The following is an 18,462-nucleotide window of genomic DNA, read 5'->3' as shown; positions in this document are numbered from 1 at the left end:
CATGCCGTGGAGCTATCTGCCTCATACCCCAGAAGATCGTAAGACGATGTTGGCAGCGATTGGCGTGAATGCGGTTGAAGATTTATTTGACGATATTCCAGCTGACTTAAGATTGAACCACCCGCTGGCGTTGCCAGTCGCTATGTCTGAACCTGAACTGGCAACCCATCTTGCTGCGTTGGCCGGTAGTAATGCTAGTATGGCGGAGTATGCTTGCTTTCTTGGGGCTGGTGCCTATGACCACTACATACCCAGTGTCGTCGATCATGTGCTTAGACGGTCAGAGTTTTATACCGCCTATACCCAATACCAGCCGGAGATATCACAAGGGTATCTTCAGGCTTTATGGGAATACCAAAGCCTAATTTGTGAAATAACCGGCATGGCAGTAGCCAATGCCTCCATGTACGATGGGGGTACAGGTTTGGCAGAAGCAGCTATGATGGCAGCCAACGCTACCGGGCGTACCAAGCTGCTGGTGGCTAAGACTGTCCATCCCCATTATCGTGATATCTTGAATACGTATGCCATTGACCGGGGCTATACCATCAGCGAGCTTGCCTATCAAGACGGTCAAATCGACCTCCAGGAACTACAGGCTTCCTTGGATAAGACGGTAGCTGCAGTTCTGATCCAGACACCGAACTTCTTTGGCTGCCTGGAGGAGGGTAAGGCAATTGCGTCGATGACCCATGCGCAGGGGGCGCTAGTAATCACTGCGGTTGACCCCATTTCTCTAGGACTCTTAGAAGCTCCGGGCAAGCTTGGTGCTGATATTGTGGTCGGGGAGGGCCAGAGTTTGGGACTCCCGATGTCCTTTGGTGGTCCATACCTGGGCTTTTTCGCCACTACGGAAAAGCTTATGCGTAAGATGCCTGGCCGGATTGTTGGGCAGACAACCGACAATAAAGGTAAACGGGGTTTTGTCCTGACACTGCAGGCCCGTGAACAACATATCCGCCGGGAGAAGGCGACGTCTAATATTTGTTCTAATGAAGCCTTGTGTGCCCTGGCAGCAGCCGTATATTTGAACACTGTCGGCCAAGAAGGTTTTCAGCAGGTCGCGGCGCTGTCCCTCCAGAAAGCTCATTATACCTACAACCAGTTAACTGCTGTTACAGGTTGTGAGTCCGTCTTTACAGCACCTTTCTTTAAGGAATTTGTTGTGCGAGTGAACAAGCCAGTTGCGGCAATCAATAAGCAACTTCTTAATGACAAAATCATTGGCGGCTTGGATTTAGGTAAATATTATCCTGAACTTGCCGGGTGTATGCTCATTGCAGTGACCGAAAAACGCTCGCGCGCGGAAATTGATCGACTTTCTGCCATATTGGGGGCGATGATATGAGTGGGGACAACACTAAGGCGCTAGTTTTTGAGTTAAGCAAACCAGGTCGCAAGGCACTTGATTTGCCCGCTTGTGATGTGCCACAGGAGGCTGTGCAGTCACTTATTCCGGCACAGTTTGTAAGGCAAGAAGCGGCGGCGCTGCCAGAGGTCAGCCAGCCTGATCTAATGCGTCATTACAATCGTTTGTCTGAACGTAACTTCGGAGTTGATTCCGGTTTTTATCCACTAGGTTCCTGTACTATGAAATATAATCCCAAAATTAACGAAGATGCCTGTCGCCTGCCAGGTTTTGCTTTGATTCATCCGTTGCAGGACAGTGAAACCGTACAGGGAGCACTTGAGCTACTCTACAACATGGAACAATACTTGGCGGAGATTGCCGGTATGGACGCTGTCAATATGCAGCCTGCCGCCGGTGCCCATGGCGAGTTGACTGGGATTAAGCTGATTAGAGCCTATCACCGTCACCGGGGGCAAAATCGTACCAAAGTTATTGTGCCTGACTCCGCTCATGGTACCAATCCAGCTACAGCAGCCGTTTGTGGGCTGGACATTGTCGAGATAAAATCCCATCCTGACGGCGCCGTTGACCTTGATGCGTTAAAGGCTGTTATTGGTGATGATACGGCCGCGTTTATGCTGACAAATCCTAGTACCTTGGGTTTATTTGAAAAAAATATCCAAGAGATTGCTCAAATCGTTCATGATGCCGGCGGGCTCTTATATTACGATGGTGCCAACGCTAATGCCATAATGGGCCTAACCCGTCCAGGAGATATGGGCTTTGATGTCGTGCATTTTAACCTGCACAAAACCTTCAGCACGCCGCACGGCGGCGGCGGTCCCGGTTCAGGACCGCTTGGTGTAAAAAAGGCCCTAATTCCCTTTTTGCCTACTCCCCATATTGTCCAGAAGGCTGGTAAATTTCACTTGGCAGAAGAGCGGCCGCTGTCGATTGGCAAAGTGCACTCTTTCTATGGCAATTTTGGGGTTATTGTCCGAGCTTACACCTATATCCGAGCTATGGGGCCTGACGGCCTCAAGACTTCGAGCCAAGATGCCGTACTTAACGCCAACTATTGCCTAAGTCAGCTTAAACAGGATTTTTATGCACCTTTTGATCGATTCTGTATGCATGAATGTATCATTACTCCCAAAAAACAGAAAGCATATGGCGTTCATACTCTTGACATTGCGAAACGTTTGCTGGATTATGGCTATCACCCGCCAACCATCTATTTTCCGCTTATTGTGGAAGAGGCTATGATGATTGAACCCACCGAAACCGAAAGTAAGGAAACGCTTGATGGCTTTATTGCGGTAATGCACCTTATTGCCAGGGAAGCCGAAGAAGACGCTTCCCTAATTACCCAGGCGCCGCGCACTACCGTAGTGGGCCGTCTTGACGAAACGGCTGCCGCCCGTAAGCCTGTAGTAAAATGGCAAAAGTAGAGCGGCTGCCACTGCCTGATACTATCCGGTTTTCCTATCCTCAGCAGACCAAGACAGTAAGTGTGACAGGTACAAAATGTGAACTGAATTGCGCCCATTGCGGTGGACATTATCTAAAACATATGAAACCGCTTGCTGATATAACTAGTGCTGGCGCGGACAACAGCGCCAGCTGGCTGGTGAGCGGTGGCTGCCAGACTGATGGAGCTGTGCCAGTTGCCGAGCATATTGACCGCTTGGCTGAACTTAAGCAAAACAAGCGGTTTAACATGCATGTCGGACTGGTAAGTGCTGCTGTTATTGAGCAAGTGGCAACTGTAGCGGATTGTGTATCCTTTGACTTTCTCGCTGATAACACCACTATTCGGGAGGTGTTTGGCAATAACCGCACTGTTGATGATTATATAGCCTGCTACCAGGCACTCAGGCAAAAGGTTAAGGTAATGCCGCATATCTGCATTGGCCTTAAGGGCGGTGAAATCAGCGGCGAATACCACGCGTTAGAGCTGCTCAGGGAGCTTGGTGCTGAGACACTGACCTTTATTGTATTTATGCCGACGCGTGGTACCCGATTTGCCGACAGGCAGCCACCCAACCTGTTAGAGACTGCCAGTCTGTTAAGTCATGCCAGACTAACCTTTCCCCATATCCCGCTCCATCTTGGCTGCATGCGACCTGGTGGGCATTATCGAGAGGAACTAGATAAATGGGCTGTTCGGATTGGTTTTGATGTGATTGTCAATCCGGCCCCGGCGGCCGTGAGGTTGGCCGAAAAACTGGGACTTACTCTGAGCCGGGGAGAGGAGTGCTGCGTATTATGAGCCTATGGAAGTTGTCAGCAGGTACGGCCTGCGTAGTAGGTAAAAAACAGCTCAAGACAGATGTACTCCCAACTACTGCTTACATTATGTTGGGGGAAAAATGCCAGAACAGTTGCCGGTTTTGCGCCCAGTCCAGAGACAGTTCAGCCCGGACAGATATGTTATCCCGGGTCACTTGGCCGGAATTTTTGAGGCAGGAAGCTGTGCAGGCAGTCGGTGCAGCTTTTCAGGCTGGTCAAATTAAGCGGGCTTGCCTCCAGGTTGTCAAGGGCAGCCAAAGTTGGCAGACAAGTATTGCTGCGCTGGCGGCCTTAAGTCAGGAATGCAGTGTGCCTGTTTGTATCTCCGCCGACATAGAGACAGTAGCTCAGGCCCAAGAACTGCTTGATAGGGGGGCAGACCGCATCTCACTTGCACTGGATGCCGCTACGGCTGAACTCTATCATGAGGTAAAAGGCGGTCAGTGGGTCAAACGCTGGGAACTCTTAAAAAGCTGCGCTCATGAACTAACCGGCAGGGTTAGCACTCACCTGATTGTCGGCCTGGGTGAGACGGAAGAGGAAATGATTACCACAATTGCAAACTGCCAGGATAATGGCATACAAGTGGGCCTATTTGCCTTCACTCCCGTACGGGGCACCGCTTGGGAAGATAAATCGCCGCCTGCTATTGGTCAGTATCGCCGCGTTCAGATTGCACACTTTCTCTTAAAACAAGGCTATAGCCGGGATGTCTTTCACTATCAGGACGGCAAGTTGACCAGAATTAGTCTGTCCCGAGCAGAAATGGTGACTGGATTAGCAGATGGCAAAGCCTTTGAAACCAGCGGCTGTACTGACTGTAACCGGCCTTATTATAATGAACGCCCCGGCGGGGTTATGTATAACTATCCCCGGCCGCTTACCCCGGTAGAGGTTAAACAGGCGTTGCTGGAAAGCGGACTGATACCTGGCGATATCCCGCAGTAAAGAAGTTTGCAGGCGCAGGTAGGTGAGGCATTGACAACGCTTCACCACTAACGTTTAACTTCCGCTTTTGCCAACACCTCACCTACCTGAAAAAGCCGTTAACATGTTGTATATAGTGCTGACACCAGAGCTAAGCGAAAGCGAGGAATCTGACATGAAGTGGCGAGTTATCAATAGCGGCATTGGTCGGGCCGCCGATAATATGGCGATCGATGAAGCAATATTAAAAGCACATGCTGCAGGCCAAGTGCCGCCGACCATCCGTTTTTACGGCTGGCAGCCAGCGGCGGTCAGTGTAGGCTATTTTCAAAAAGCCTCAGCTGAGGTTGATATTAGCGGGTGCCGCCAACGGGGAATTGACGTTGTCCGACGATTGACTGGGGGTCGTGCCGTTCTGCATGACGCTGAATTAACCTACAGCTTAGTTGTCAGCGAGACGCATCCGCTTGTTCCGCATACCATCACAGCCTCGTATCGTTTTTTTAGTCAGGGCTTGCTGGACGGACTTAGAGTGCTGGGCATTGAGGCCCAGATGAGCATGCCTAAGGCTGCTTATAGCCAGACCAAGTGCCGTCATCACGCGTCAGCTGCCTGTTTTGATGCGCCTTCTCATTATGAGGTCACTTTTGATGGACGTAAAATAATCGGTAGCGCCCAAGTTCGCAAAGAGGGCGTTATTTTGCAGCATGGCTCAATTTTATTGCGTTTTGAGCCTCAACAGGTAGCCTCTTTGCTTAATCTTCCAACCCCGGAAGCCAAAGCTACAGTAGCTAAGATGCTTGCCAAACGCGCGATCTCGCTAGCTGAAGCAGCTAACCGGGAAATCAGCTGGGAAGAGGCCTGCAAGGCAATCCACACAGCCTTTGGTCCGGCTTTAGGTGTGGAACTGACAGCTGACAGCCTGAGTCAAGCCGAACGAGAAATGGCACAAGAACTGGCTGCGACCAAATACACGCAAGATACATGGAACCTATTACGTTGAAGGAGATGGAGGGACGGTTCCCTTTGTTTCCTAAAGGAGGATAAACATGGGCTATGATGTGGCTGTCATTGGCGGCGGTCCAGGCGGCTATGTGGCTGCTATCCGCGTTGCCCATTTGGGCGGCAGGGTACTGTTAATTGAAAAAGATAACCTAGGCGGAGTGTGTCTAAACCGTGGCTGCATCCCCACCAAGACCTTGCTGAAAAGTGCGGAAAAGTGGCAGGACTTAGTGCGGTGTGCTGAATTTGGTTTAAGGGCCGAGGCTATCGGCTTTGATTTTAATGCCATTATTGAACGGAAAAACAAAGTAGTGACAGGACTCAGAGGCGGTATTGAGCAGTTGGTTAAGAGTAATGACATTGCGGTAATTCGCGGTGTTGCTGCAGTAACCAGCCCTCAACGACTGGTAATCAGCACTGAGACAGGACAAGAAACGGTTGATGGTAGTAAAATAATTATTGCTACCGGCTCAACGCCCAGCAGTATTCCGGTTCCGGGGCATCAATTGTCAGCGGTTATCACAAGTGATGAATTGCTAGAGCTGACTGAAGTACCTAAGAGCATGCTGGTCATTGGTGCCGGCGTAGTAGGTATTGAGTTTAGCGCGATAATGAAGGCCTTTGGCTGTGAGGTAATAGTAGTTGAAATGCTGCCAACTATATTACCAATGCTAGATGGTGACCTAATCAAACGCATGGGACTAAGCCTGCGCAAACAGGGGATTAAAACTCTGGCTGGAACCAAAGTGATGGCTATCGAAGAAGCTGCTGGCGGCGTGGTAGTAAAAGTCGATACCGGCAAAGGCGTCCAGGAATTCCTGGTAGAAAAGGTGCTTGTTGCCGCAGGTCGCAGTCCGGTGACCGAAGGGCTGGGGTTAGATACGCTAGGCGTGACTTTTGACCATACAGGTATTAAGGTTAATGAACGAATGGAAACCAATATAGCAGGTGTTTATGCGATTGGCGATGTTACCGGACAGAGCATGTTGGCCCATACGGCGTCAACGGCCGGCCTGGTAGCGGCTGAAAACGCTATGGGGCTGAATTCAGTTATGGACTATAGCGCAATACCTAGTTGCATATTTACCACACCGGAAATCGCTATGGTTGGTTTGACCGAAGAAGCAGCTAAGGCGCAAAATCTTGAGTTCAAGTCCAGTAAATTTAACTTTGCCGCCAATGGTAAAGCGGTAACAATGGGCGAAACTGATGGACTGGTGAAGATTATTGCCGAGACAGCTACCGGCAAAGTGGTGGGAATGCATATTATGGGGCCGCATGCCAGTGACCTTATTATGGAAGGTACCCTGGCAATTAGAAATAGATTAACAGCTAAAGACATTGCGCATACCATTCACCCTCACCCTACATTGTCAGAAAGTATTATGGAAAGTGCGCATGGCATTTATGGTGAGAGTATTCACCAGGCTAAGTTGAAGCTAAAGAAGTAACCATAAATTGCTTGACTTTTTATATGTTTAATCATACAATTTAGGTAATTACATAAGGAACAGGTGCCCGATTGGGCTTAATAGGGAAGCCGGTTAAAAGCCGGCACGGTCCCGCCGCTGTGATGGGGAGCCAATTTGCAACAAGCCACTGAAATAGAACACTATTTTGGGAAGGCGCAGATTAGCTATGATCCTAAGTCAGAAGAACTGCCTGTTTGACAATCACCGTTTAACCTACGAGCGATGGGGAGGGGATTTGTGCGCCAACTTTAGGCAAACAATCTCTGTTATCTCCATTGGGTGGTAACAGAGATTTTATTTACGTTAAGGAGTTGTTTATAATATGGCAGGAATTTTTTACGGCGTCGGCGTAGGGCCTGGCGATCCCGAATTACTAACTTTGAAAGCAATTAACGCTATTAAAACAGCAGATGTAATCATTGCTCCCCGGACAGAGAAAAAGGACGAAAGCACGGCAATGTCTATCGCCCGGCCTTATATTCAGGAAGCCAGCGAGGTTTTGGAATTGGTATTTCCAATGAATTATAATGTGCAAGCTCTGTCAGATGCCTGGGTAAACAATAAAAAGACTATCTTGGCTCTGTTGGATGCCGGTAAAAAAGTAGTCTTTCTGACATTGGGCGATCCTATGCTGTATAGTACCTATATGTATGTGCAACGCTTACTGGAAGATTCCGGTCATGAGATTATCAATATTCCGGGAGTTAACTCCTTCTCAGCCATTGGCAATCGATTGGGGGTGGCACTCGCGGAGGGCGGCGACATTCTGAGCATTGTGCCAGCGACCATTGATAATGAACGATTAGAAAGGGTACTGGCTGTCTCAGACAATGTTGTACTTATGAAAGTATACAAAAACTTTAACGAGATTGTTGAAAAATTGCATAAACATGGCATGGTGGAAAACGCTGTTATGGTTTCCAAATGTGGTTTGGAAGGCGAAGAAATCATCTATGATCTAGCTGCTAACGGCAGTAAAAAAGTGAACTATCTGTCAACCATCCTAACGAAACGCTCCAAAGTGAGTAAACACGCACTGGCATGAGCAACGGCTCGCTAACAGCGCTGCTTCAACGCAAGCAAGCTAAGGTTCGGTTGGCAGGGTTCGTCCTCTTAGCCGCTATGGTGCTGTTTACCTTAGCGGCTATCGGGTTTGGCCGGGCAGATATTAGTATGGCTGATGCGGCTGCCGTAATCTATGGCCAATTGACAGGTAGTCCGGAGGCTTATGCTCATATCAATGCAGCCAAGATGGCTATTATTTGGGATATCCGCCTGCCACGTATTTTGGCAGCCATTGCAGTTGGCGGGGGTCTGGCAGTGGCCGGTGTTGTCTTTCAGGCACTGTTAATGAATCCACTTGCTGATTCGTATACTATGGGCGTATCAACCGGGGCAGCATTTGGTGCTAGTGTGGCCATTTATCTCAACATCTTCACACAAGGTGGCCTGCCGGTAACCTTATTTGCTTTCGGCGGGGCGGTGGCAACCTTGCTTATCGTTATGTCGATGGCCCGGGTAGGTGGCTATGTATCATCAGCCAACCTAGTGATTGCCGGGATTATTGTCAGCAGCATCTTATCAGCTGCTATTAGTATGGTCAAAAGCTTAGCCGGTGAGCAGGTATCTGCTATTGTCTCCTGGCTTATTGGCAGTCTGGCCGCGAAAAGCTGGGAACATGTGCTGTATGGCTGGCCGTTGATACTGGCTGCCTGTTTTCTTTGCTATTACTATGCCGAAGATTTGAATATTGTCTCTTTGGGGGACAAGGAAGCTCGAAGCCTGGGTATTAACGCCTCTCGTCTCAGAACAGTGCTGTTAGCAGCCGGCGCGCTGATTACGGCAGTATGTGTCGCTATTGGCGGTATCATTGGTTTTGTTGGCCTTATTGTACCGCATATGGTCAGGATGCTGACAGGATCAGATAATAAGGCGCTCATCCCGCTGTGTGGCTTAACAGGGGGGATATTATTATTAACAGCTGATACCTTTGGCCGCTCGGTGGGCAATATTGAGATACCTGTTGGAGTATTGACGACCCTTTTAGGTGGTCCGTTCTTTGTCTATATTTTTAGGATGCGTAACAAGACGCTTGGGTAGGAGCGTACTATGATAAAAGTTAAAAACATACAATTTGGCTATGCGGCCAAGCCTGTGCTCAGGGATATCACCCTAAGCATTAACCAAGGGAGCTTTTGTGGCATTGTTGGTCCTAATGGCTCAGGCAAGACGACACTGTTAAACCTTATTACTGGGCAACTCCAAGCAGCTTCAGGCCATATCAGCATTAAGGGGCGGGACATCGGTTCTTACAAGATTGAAGAACTGGCCCGCCATATTGCTGTTATGCCGCAAAACATGGATATCAAATTCCCCTATACTTGTTTGGAAATTGTTAGCATGGGTCGCACTCCCTATAAAACAAGGCTGCAAGGTCTGACTGATCAAGACATAGCGATTATTGAAAATGCCATGAGGCTTACCGATACACTTGATTTTGCCGGACGCCTGGTAACCGAGTTAAGCGGCGGGGAACGCCAGCGGGTACTATTTGCTAAGGCTTTGGCTCAGCAGCCGGAAGTTTTATTTTTAGATGAAGCTTTTTCCAATATGGATATCTACTATAGTATTAAATGCCTGAATTTGCTGAAAGAATTATGTGTTCAGCAAGGGCTGACAGTAGTGTCTATTATTCATGATCTGAACCTTGTCAGTACTTTTTGCTCTGAGGCCGTTGTCTTAAAGGCTGGTCAACTGATCAAGTACGGCCCAGCTTCGGCTGTACTTGACCCTGAACTTATCGGCGAAGTATTCCACATTAAAGTAGTGCGGGCTGGGGAGACAGGGCTTGCCGTTCTCTCCAATCTATAAGAAAGTTCCTGGAGGAAAGTAATATGAAGAAAAATAAAGTGTTCTGCTTCATTGCTGTTCTTTTGTTGATGTTGATGGTAGCCGGTTGCGGCAACTCTAAGTCTGCGGTTACCACCAATGAGGGTTCAATAAAAATTACTGATGACCTAAATCAAACTATAGTTCTTAAGCAGCCAGCCAAACGCATTATATCCCTATTCTCCGCCCATACCGAAAATCTATTGGCATTGGGACTTGACGCTGAAATCATCGGCGTTAGTCCAGCTGAGTCTGATCCAGTGGCCAAGAGCAAGCCTGTATTTGACTATCGGGCCGATCCGGAAAAAGTATTGGCTGCCCAGCCGGATTTGGTAATTATCAGACCGTTTATCAAAAAAAGCCACCCCGACTTTGTCAAGACTCTGGAACAGGCCAACATCAAGGTAGTTTGTCTTTATCCAGAGAAGTTTGAGGAATTTGACAGTTATATTCAAAAACTGGCTATCCTGACAGGCAAAGAGCAGCAGGCTGCTGAAAAACTGGCTGCTTTTCATGCTAAACTCAACCAAGTGGCCGAGTATACGGCGAAGGCTCTGACTAAAAAACAGGTTTATTTTGAGGCTACAACCACTGAGTACCGGACAATTACGCCTGATAGTATGCCGGGAAAAGTACTTAAACTCGCTGGCGGGTTAAACGTGGCTGCTGATGCACAGCCGCTGAAGGCTGTAAGCAGCATTGCCGCCTATGGCAGTGAACGCTTATTAATGAAGGCCGAGGAAATTGACATTTTTCTGGCACAGCGTGGCCCGATGAATCCCGGAGTAACGATTGATAGTATTAAACAGCGTCCAGGCTTTGATAAAATCAAGGCAGTTCGCGAAGGCAAAGTCTACATTGTTGATGAAGGATTTGTCTCCAGCCCCACCTTCCGGCTGGCTGATGGGGTGGAACAATTGGCGAAACTAATCTACCCTGAAGTATTTGGTGGACAATAAGAAACGAAATTCCAAGAATTATAAAGTGCTACTTGACAAGGTGTCATGAAGTTCATATAATGAGATTGATAATAAATATCAGTTGAGCGTCAGTATCAAAATGGCGCAAATTTTTTACTCAAATACTGATAATGATTATCAGTACTAAAGGGGGATTTAACATGACACTTTCACAAGCAAAACGTGGTCAGCGACTTTTAATTGCTGCTATTCCTAATCCGATTATCAGGGCCCAGGCTATTCGCTTTGGTATTGCGGAAGGTGCCGAAGTTAAATGTTTTGAAAAATTGCCTGCCGGACCGGTTGTTATCGGCAGAGGCAAGCAAGAGATTGCCATTGGGCGTCGTCTAGCCGAAAACATTGAGGTGCAGCCAGCCTAGTGAACTCTCAAGTGAACGGCTCTCAGCTAGCAAGTGGAGGAAAAAATGGAGCATTGTCATAATAATTTAACTCATATCGATATCCCTGAGGGAGCCAAAAAGATAGTTCTTGTAGGTAATCCCAATGTTGGAAAGTCAGTATTTTTTAATGCATTAACAGGAATGTATGTGGATGTGTCGAATTTCCCCGGGACCACTGTTGATATATCGCATGGCCGCTACGGCAAAGACATAGTCATTGATACGCCAGGAGTATATGGTATTTCTTCCTTTAATGATGAGGAAACAGTAGCCAGAGATGTTATTTTATCGGCTGATTTAATTCTAAATGTAGTGGATGCCGTGCATCTGGAACGCGACTTGTTTTTGACGTTGCAGGTCATTGATACCGGTATTCCCACGATTGTTGCCATAAACATGATGGATGAAGCTGCGCAACAAGGTCTGAAAGTGGATAGTGATTTACTTGGACACCTACTGGGTGTGCCAGTTATTGAGACAATCGCTGTAAAAGGCCAAGGCGTTGACGAGGTCAAAAAGCGGGTCTATGAAGCCCGTACCGGGATTATACCCCCAGAGTTGAAACTTAGGCTCGAAAGTATGATGAACCGGATGGGCTCTTGGGGTGAGGCTCTGCTGGTACTTGAGGGTGATCCTCATGTGGCTGAGCGCCATGGTGTAGTACCTGGCGAACTGCGGGAGGAAATTTATCATGATCGTCGCCACCGCGTTAATGACATTGTTAAGCATGTTGTAAATGAGACGGTAGAAGGCGCGACTTTCAGTACTAAACTTGGACGGTATATGCTGCGGACGTGGACCGGTATTCCTATCTTTGCCCTGGTGCTATACGCGATGTATTATCTGATCGGCGTGCTTGTAGCGCAGGATATTGTTGGGTTTACCGAGGAAACGGTCATGCAGGGAATGTATGAGCCAGTAGTACGGGACCTTGTAGGCCGATTTGTTAGTGAACAATCGATAATTGGCACCATCCTAATTGGTGAATTTGGGATATTAACCATGACAGTAACCTATGTCCTGGGATTGTTGCTGCCCTTGGTTGTCGGTTTTTACCTGGCACTGTCCATTATGGAGGATTCAGGGTATCTGCCACGGTTGGCCACGTTGGTTGACCGGGTTATGACCAGTATTGGTTTAAACGGACGGGCTATTATTCCCTTGATCTTGGGCTTTGGTTGTGTAACCATGGCGACTATCACGACTCGCATTTTGGGAACTAAACGGGAGCGGACGATTGCGACCGCCGTATTAGGGCTGGCCATACCGTGTTCGGCCCAGCTTGGCGTAATTGCCGGTATGCTCGCAGGTATTGGCAGCAAATTCATTGCTATCTATGTTCTGGTTATTTTACTGGTACTGGGATTAACAGGGAGGATTCTCCATAAAGTATTGCCAGGTGAGTCTTCTGATCTCTTGATTGATTTACCGCCGATCCGCTTACCACGCGGCGAAAATGTATTGAAAAAGACAGTAATCAAATCGTACGCATTTCTCTTAGAAGCTACACCGTTATTTATGCTGGGTGCGCTTATTATTTCAGGATTGCAGCTTAGTGGGTTGCTGGAGGGGATTCAGTTAGCGTTAGCGCCACTAACCGAAGGAATGCTAAAGCTACCAAAAGAGACAGCAACTGCTTTTATTATGGGACTTATCCGCCGTGACTTTGGGGCGGCCGGGTTAACTGACATGGATCTTTCACCAGCACAGACCTTAGTATCATTGGTAACCATTACGCTGTTTGTTCCCTGTGTTGCCACCGTCATTGTGATGTTTAAAGAACGGGGCACTAAAGAAGGCATTTTGATTTGGCTTAGTTCCTGGGTGTTTGCTTTCATTATTGGAGCCATTGTAGCCGCGTTCGTCATTTGATCCAACAATGCAGAGGTGATTGCTATGCAAGCGCAAGTTTGTCCCCAGTGCAGGATGACCTGTGATTCGGGGGAGATACGCTGCCCCCGTTGTCATAAGCTACTGTTAAGAGAATGTATGGGAAATTGCAGTAAGTGCAAGGGAAAAAACAAATGTTCCGGATAGAAAACATAAGAAACCCCAGAGTTCAATTTACACCGAACTCTGGGGTTTCTTTTAGCGTAGTTCTTTATTTAGGCATATCAGCCGGGTCGGCGATAGCGATGTCGCCTTCTTCGCCTGTGCGGATACGGACGGCATTAGCAACAGAGTAAACAAAGATCTTGCCATCGCCGATTTTTCCTGTTCTGCAGGCCGACTTAGCTGCCTCCAGCACTCTCTCAACCGGTACCTCACACACAACGATTTCAATTTTCACCTTGGGGACTAGATTAATGCTGTATTCTTGCCCACGATACACCTCGGTGTGGCCTTTGGTTAGGCCGCAGCCATAGACTTGCGTTACGGTCATACCTGTGACACCAATCTTTTTCATGGCTTCTTTAAGTTCCTCAAGCTTTTCTGGGCGGGTAATAATATCTATTTTCGTAATTGGTCTCATGATGATTTCCTCCTTTTTCTAGCAATATAAGTAGTTACAGTTTACGCGAGAGTCGTCTTTTTTGCAACTAATTCTTGCGGGACAGGATTTGCAGTGGAACCAAAGCCAATCGGCGAACCTGTCATGAAATCTTGATAAGCATAACCGCGTTCACCATGTTCCGTAATGTCAAGGCCTTGGACTTCTTGCTCTGTATTAGCACGAACTTCCATGAACAGACTAATAGCTTTGAGAATTAGGAAAGTCATTACGGCAGCAAATACCCAACTGATAGCAACCCCAATAAGTTGAGTGGTTAACTGACCAGCATTGCCGTAGAACAAACCATCAGCACCGGCTGGGTTAACAGCTTTTGAGGCAAATAAACCTGTGGCAATAGCACCCCAGGTGCCACCAATTCCATGTACACCAAAGGCATCAAGGGAATCATCATAACCAAGTCTGGGTTTTATGACAGCTACAGCTAAAAAGCAGATAATGCCGGCTGACAAACCAATGATGACTGCCGGGATAAGACTGACAAAGCCGGCTGCTGGAGTAATAGCGACAAGACCGGCGACACAACCGGAAGCAGCGCCAAGGATGGTAGGTTTACCATGATATAACCATTCGGTTAATACCCAGGAAACGGTGGCAGCAGCTGCTGCTACGTGAGTAACTACGAAGGCATTGGCAGCAAGACCATTGGCAGATAAAGCACTGCCGGCATTAAAGCCAAACCAACCAAACCAGAGTAAGGAAGCGCCAATGACAGTCATCGGCAGGTGATGGGGCATCATGACTTCAGAACCATACCCTTTGCGTTTGCCAATGATAAGAGCAATGGTAAGACCTGAAACACCCGAAATAATATGAACAACAGTACCGCCTGCGAAATCCAGTACACCCAGCTCGCGGACCCAGCCGCCTACACCCCATACCCAGTGCGCCATGGGATCATATACCAAGGTAGTCCAGAGCAAGGTAAAGACTACGAAAGCACCAAATTTCATACGCTCAGCAAAGGCACCGGTAATTAAGCCTGCAGTAATGACAGCAAACATAGCTTGAAAAATCATAAAAGCCTGATGCGGAATGGTTGCGGCATAATCGGCATTAGGTTCTAGACCAACACCGCTTAAACCAACCCAGTCAAGCGAACCAATTAAATGATTGATATCTGGTCCGAAGGAAAGGGAGTAACCAAATAATACCCATTGAACAGTTACTAAACCAATGATAAAGAAACTTTGCATGATGGTACTCAGAGCATTTTTGGTTCTTACCATACCACCATAGAATAAGGCCAAACCGGGAGTCATAAGCATAACAAGTGCAGAGCTAATCAGAACAAAAGTTGTATCCCCAGTATCAATCTTAGCAGCTTCAGCCGGCGTCTCGCCGTCAGCAAAGGCAGCTGGTGCAAAAACTAACATTAATAATAAACATACCGTAAAAATAGTCCAAAGCTTTTTCATTTTACATCCCTTCCTTTACGTAATAATATTTTTTGGATGAAAGTGTATATTTGAATAAATACATCCCCTCCTTGCGATATCCGGAAATAAAAAAGACGCCTCAAAGGTAAAAACCTTCGGGACGCCATTGTCCGGAATCTTAGACACAAAAAGCCTTCGCAATTAGTTGCGAAGGCTTCATTGCCTAAAGTATTAACTTGATGTTGTTACTATAACAAATGGTACAGGCCAGTGTCAAGCGAAAAAATGAGTTTTTTATAAAAATATATTAAAAATTGAAGACTAATGGCTCTGGTGTGCGCTGGTGATGCAACTTGTATAAAAGGGCCTCTCATGTTATATTATATATGTAAAGTTATACGGGAGCGGATGGGGCCTGGTGGCTCCTGCAGTCTTCAAAACTGTTCGTTGGGCGTTAATCCGTCCATGGTGGGTTCGATTCCTACACGCTCCCGCCAAAGGGAAATCAAGGGTTTGTGGCTATTAAAGCTACAGACCTTTTTTGTGTTGTATGCAGGAAAATGGACTTGTGGGACAGAAATGGGACAGGAATCACTACTGTTTACATCACCAAGGAAGTTTTTGCCGAATGATTTGGGGCGTCCAAAGAACAGGATAAAGGGGTTCAGTATGGATAAAACAACTGAAAATGTTTCGACGAATAAAACTCAAGGCGAGAAGATAAAAGTATATTGTGGAGAGTGTAAAACGACAACAAACCACGTGGTAATGCAGTCTGTAGATATTGATGGTAGTCAAAGTTATTTTGATGATAATGAGAATGAACTTGGGAGTATTGATTGGGTAGATAATTATCAAATAATCAAGTGTCAAGGCTGTGACCAGGTTAGCTTTCGTCATGAAAACTGGTTTTCGGAAGCTTACTTTCCAGAGATGGGAGAAGATGGCACCACTGTTCACCTTTATCCCGACCGGTCGTATGATAGACGTATAGAAAAGCAATTTAACAAGCTGCCAAGATTGCTTCAGCCAATATACAGTGAAACAGTGGATTGCTACAATAATGATTCGCGGATTCTATGTGCCGCAGGACTACGAGCTATTATTGAAGGAATATGTGTAGAACAAAAAGTGCAAGATGGCCCTGTATTTAAACAAGATGGTGTAACCCCTGTTTTGAAAAAAGACGGAGTAACTCTTGTTCGCAGTAATAGTCTTGAAGGTAAGATAGCGGGACTTCATGAAAAGGGAATTTTAACTAAGGCTAGTGCTGATATACTTCATGAACATCGTTTTTTAGGAAATGAAGCTATACATGAGTTGCAAGTACCAACGAAGGTAGTATTAGGATTAGCTATGGATATTATTGAGCATATGTTAGATGACCTATATGAAATACCAGATAAAGCTGAGGATTTGCGGCAAAAACGAGCGAAGCAACTGAAAAAGAGTTGATTAGTCTGTATACTAAGGCTTCTCCGTCAAAAAGACAGAGAAGCCTTATATTATGATAGGAAGATATTTGTGTGATAGGAAGTCTTCTTAATGGGTACGGTCGGGATTTTTATTAGGTGAAAGTAAGGCACCCATTATCACAGAAGCTTTGAAATCAGCATTAGCAAAAGAGTGAGTATATATATTTAGGGTTGTCATCTTGGATAGTGTCAGAGGGAGTGTCAGAGGGACGGGGTTATTGACAACTATATAACTACGTAATAAGATAAAGCTAGGGGTGAAATAATGCCAAGAACAGCAAGAAAGAAAAGTAAAAGTGAAATTTACCATATAATTATGCAAGGAATAAACCGACAGATCATTTTTGAAGACGAAGAAGATTGTGCCCAATTCCTTGAAGCCCTACAGCGATATAGAGAAAAAAGCGACTATCAAGTCTATGCATATTGTTTGATGGGAAATCATGTACATCTGCTGTTGAAGATAGGCATAGAGCCCTTAGAACAAGTAATGCGCCGGCTATGTGGAAGCTATGTTTACTGGTATAATAATAAATATCAGAGAATAGGCAATCTGTTTCAAGACCGATTTAAAAGTGAACCAGTAGAAGACGATCAATATTTTCAAATAGTGCAAAGATATATTCATCAGAATCCAGTCAAGGCGGGAGTTGTAAAACGCGTTGAAGAATATAAATGGAGCAGTTTTCACGAATATATAAACCAAGCAAATTTAGTAAATGTAAATTTCCTACTTGAAATGATGAGCGACGATAAAGAAATAGCAACTCAAAAGTTTATAGAATATACCAATGATACGAGTGAGCATGAATGCTTAGATATTGACGATCAAGGCAAGCAGCGCATTAGGGACGAAGAAGCAAGAGTTATAATCAAGAAGGTATGTAACTTAAAAAATTCGATAGATTTACAGCAACTTGATTGTCAAACAAGAAATACGTACTTAAGAATGCTTAAGCAGAAATATAACTTATCGATTCGGCAAATCGAAAGACTCACTGGCATTAATAGAGGTATTGTTTTAAAAGCATGAAAAAAGTGTCGATAACCCCGTCCCCTTGACACCCCCTGGGGTAAATATCAAAACTTTTTTGGGGATTTTTGTATTGGATATTTTACGGACATATTTGCTTTCTTTTTATATACATATTAAGAAATTCTTGTTGACTGTTTTAGTCAAAGGACTGAAAAGGAGGCAATATAGTAATTCCCCAAATTTATTTTAGGAGGCTAAATTTTTATGAAAAAATCAATCGTGTTTGTGTTGTTATTGTGTGTGACGATGATTTTAACATCTTCAGTAGCTTTAGCCGGTCCAGCTCCTGCATTGTCCAAGGTAAATATTAATGCTTTTACTGCTGAAAACTATAACAATCAATGGAAATTTACTCCGAATGGTTATCCCAAAAATATGACAAGTTATTCATTTTCAGGTTCGGAGCTATATATGGATGTTGTATATACTGGTATTCCATCCTGGAACTATACTTTCATCAAGATAAATGGATCACAATATAAGCATTCACAACTCTTTGATCAACAGTTCTTTATTACAGATAGCGGGGGCATCATTATCGGTTTCGAAATCATTTACAAAATATCGCCAACTTATCTGTCTGGTTCTAATAATATCACTATTACATCTTCTGGAACAAGTGGCGGGTCTGGTAGTGATATATCAACATATATAAAATTTGTAAAATGATATATTAATTATTTCTCGGACAACCAGGAAAAGCTAATGCAGCTCAAATAATATTATGAGCTGCACTAGCTTTTATCAGTGATAGATATTCTCCCGAT

The 18,462-nt window shown here is 45.8% G+C and carries 17 protein-coding genes, 1 tRNA gene and 1 riboswitch; of the genes, 16 read left to right on the top strand and 2 right to left on the bottom strand.

What is annotated here, in order from left to right:
* Nucleotide 1: 1 nt before the first annotated feature.
* The 12 genes from gcvPA (at nt 2) to feoB (ending at nt 13,165) form a co-directional block, all read left to right on the top strand.
* Nucleotides 2–1,348, top strand: coding sequence for an aminomethyl-transferring glycine dehydrogenase subunit GcvPA (gcvPA, locus tag ACZ449_RS19565; RefSeq protein ID WP_464257735.1), 1,347 nt, complete (start codon nt 2–4; stop codon nt 1,346–1,348).
* On the top strand, nt 1,345–2,802 hold the full coding sequence (gene gcvPB / locus ACZ449_RS19560) for an aminomethyl-transferring glycine dehydrogenase subunit GcvPB (protein WP_464257734.1): 1,458 nt from the start codon (nt 1,345–1,347) through the stop codon (nt 2,800–2,802). The genes gcvPA and gcvPB overlap by 4 nt, the downstream gene beginning before the upstream one ends.
* Nucleotides 2,790–3,623 carry a radical SAM protein gene (locus ACZ449_RS19555; RefSeq protein WP_464257733.1) on the top strand — a complete coding sequence of 278 codons (834 nt, stop codon included), beginning with the start codon at nt 2,790–2,792 and terminating at the stop codon, nt 3,621–3,623. The genes gcvPB and ACZ449_RS19555 overlap by 13 nt, the downstream gene beginning before the upstream one ends.
* Entirely contained in the window at nt 3,620–4,591 is a 972-nt protein-coding gene (locus ACZ449_RS19550) for a radical SAM protein (protein WP_464257732.1), read from the top strand. Before ACZ449_RS19555 ends, ACZ449_RS19550 begins: the two co-directional genes overlap by 4 nt.
* Before the next feature lie 154 nt (nt 4,592–4,745).
* Entirely contained in the window at nt 4,746–5,573 is an 828-nt protein-coding gene (locus tag ACZ449_RS19545; protein ID WP_464257731.1) for a lipoate--protein ligase family protein, read from the top strand.
* 46 nt (nt 5,574–5,619) lie between these two features.
* Nucleotides 5,620–7,023, top strand: a complete 1,404-nt coding sequence (gene lpdA, locus ACZ449_RS19540; protein WP_464257730.1) for a dihydrolipoyl dehydrogenase — start codon at nt 5,620–5,622, stop codon at nt 7,021–7,023.
* Between the two features lie 44 nt (nt 7,024–7,067).
* Nucleotides 7,068–7,252: riboswitch (cobalamin riboswitch) on the top strand.
* Nucleotides 7,253–7,366: 114 nt separating this feature from the next.
* The gene (gene cobI, locus ACZ449_RS19535) at nt 7,367–8,089 is read left to right on the top strand and encodes a precorrin-2 C(20)-methyltransferase (RefSeq protein WP_464257729.1); all 723 of its coding nucleotides are present in this window, start codon (nt 7,367–7,369) and stop codon (nt 8,087–8,089) included.
* Nucleotides 8,086–9,144 (top strand): FecCD family ABC transporter permease, encoded by a 1,059-nt coding sequence (locus ACZ449_RS19530; RefSeq protein WP_464257728.1) that lies wholly within the window; start codon nt 8,086–8,088, stop codon nt 9,142–9,144. The genes cobI and ACZ449_RS19530 overlap by 4 nt, the downstream gene beginning before the upstream one ends.
* A gap of 9 nt (nt 9,145–9,153) precedes the next feature.
* On the top strand, nt 9,154–9,915 hold the full coding sequence (locus tag ACZ449_RS19525) for an ABC transporter ATP-binding protein (protein WP_464257727.1): 762 nt from the start codon (nt 9,154–9,156) through the stop codon (nt 9,913–9,915).
* Nucleotides 9,916–9,938: 23 nt separating this feature from the next.
* Nucleotides 9,939–10,892, top strand: a complete 954-nt coding sequence (locus ACZ449_RS19520; RefSeq protein WP_464257726.1) for an ABC transporter substrate-binding protein — start codon at nt 9,939–9,941, stop codon at nt 10,890–10,892.
* A 161-nt stretch (nt 10,893–11,053) separates the two neighbouring features.
* Nucleotides 11,054–11,272: a FeoA family protein gene (locus ACZ449_RS19515; RefSeq protein WP_464257725.1), complete on the top strand. Its 219-nt coding sequence runs from the start codon at nt 11,054–11,056 to the stop codon at nt 11,270–11,272.
* Between the two features lie 45 nt (nt 11,273–11,317).
* A complete protein-coding gene (gene feoB, locus ACZ449_RS19510; protein ID WP_464257724.1) occupies nt 11,318–13,165 on the top strand; it encodes a ferrous iron transport protein B in 1,848 nt (615 codons plus the stop codon).
* Nucleotides 13,166–13,394: 229 nt separating this feature from the next.
* Here feoB and ACZ449_RS19505 read toward each other — a convergent pair whose 3' ends face one another.
* Both ACZ449_RS19505 and ACZ449_RS19500 read right to left on the bottom strand, forming a co-directional pair.
* On the bottom strand, nt 13,395–13,766 hold the full coding sequence (locus tag ACZ449_RS19505) for a P-II family nitrogen regulator (protein ID WP_464257723.1): 372 nt from the start codon (nt 13,764–13,766) through the stop codon (nt 13,395–13,397).
* Between the two features lie 41 nt (nt 13,767–13,807).
* Nucleotides 13,808–15,223 (bottom strand): ammonium transporter, encoded by a 1,416-nt coding sequence (locus ACZ449_RS19500; protein WP_464257722.1) that lies wholly within the window; start codon nt 15,221–15,223, stop codon nt 13,808–13,810.
* A 361-nt stretch (nt 15,224–15,584) separates the two neighbouring features.
* On the opposite strand from ACZ449_RS19500, the gene ACZ449_RS19495 reads away from it, so the two are divergent.
* The 4 genes from ACZ449_RS19495 (at nt 15,585) to ACZ449_RS19480 (ending at nt 18,364) form a co-directional block, all read left to right on the top strand.
* Nucleotides 15,585–15,681, top strand: a tRNA-Sec gene (locus ACZ449_RS19495).
* A gap of 172 nt (nt 15,682–15,853) precedes the next feature.
* Entirely contained in the window at nt 15,854–16,639 is a 786-nt protein-coding gene (locus ACZ449_RS19490; RefSeq protein ID WP_464257721.1) for a DUF4145 domain-containing protein, read from the top strand.
* A gap of 285 nt (nt 16,640–16,924) precedes the next feature.
* Nucleotides 16,925–17,692, top strand: coding sequence for an REP-associated tyrosine transposase (locus tag ACZ449_RS19485; protein WP_464257720.1), 768 nt, complete (start codon nt 16,925–16,927; stop codon nt 17,690–17,692).
* A 207-nt stretch (nt 17,693–17,899) separates the two neighbouring features.
* On the top strand, nt 17,900–18,364 hold the full coding sequence (locus ACZ449_RS19480) for a DUF4879 domain-containing protein (RefSeq protein WP_464257719.1): 465 nt from the start codon (nt 17,900–17,902) through the stop codon (nt 18,362–18,364).
* The last annotated feature ends 98 nt before the right edge of the window (nt 18,365–18,462 follow it).

The sequence above is a fragment of the Desulfosporomusa polytropa genome (assembly GCF_055380075.1).
The sequence above is the reverse complement of the archived record's forward strand: the minus strand, read 5'-3'. Positions and strand labels throughout refer to the sequence as shown.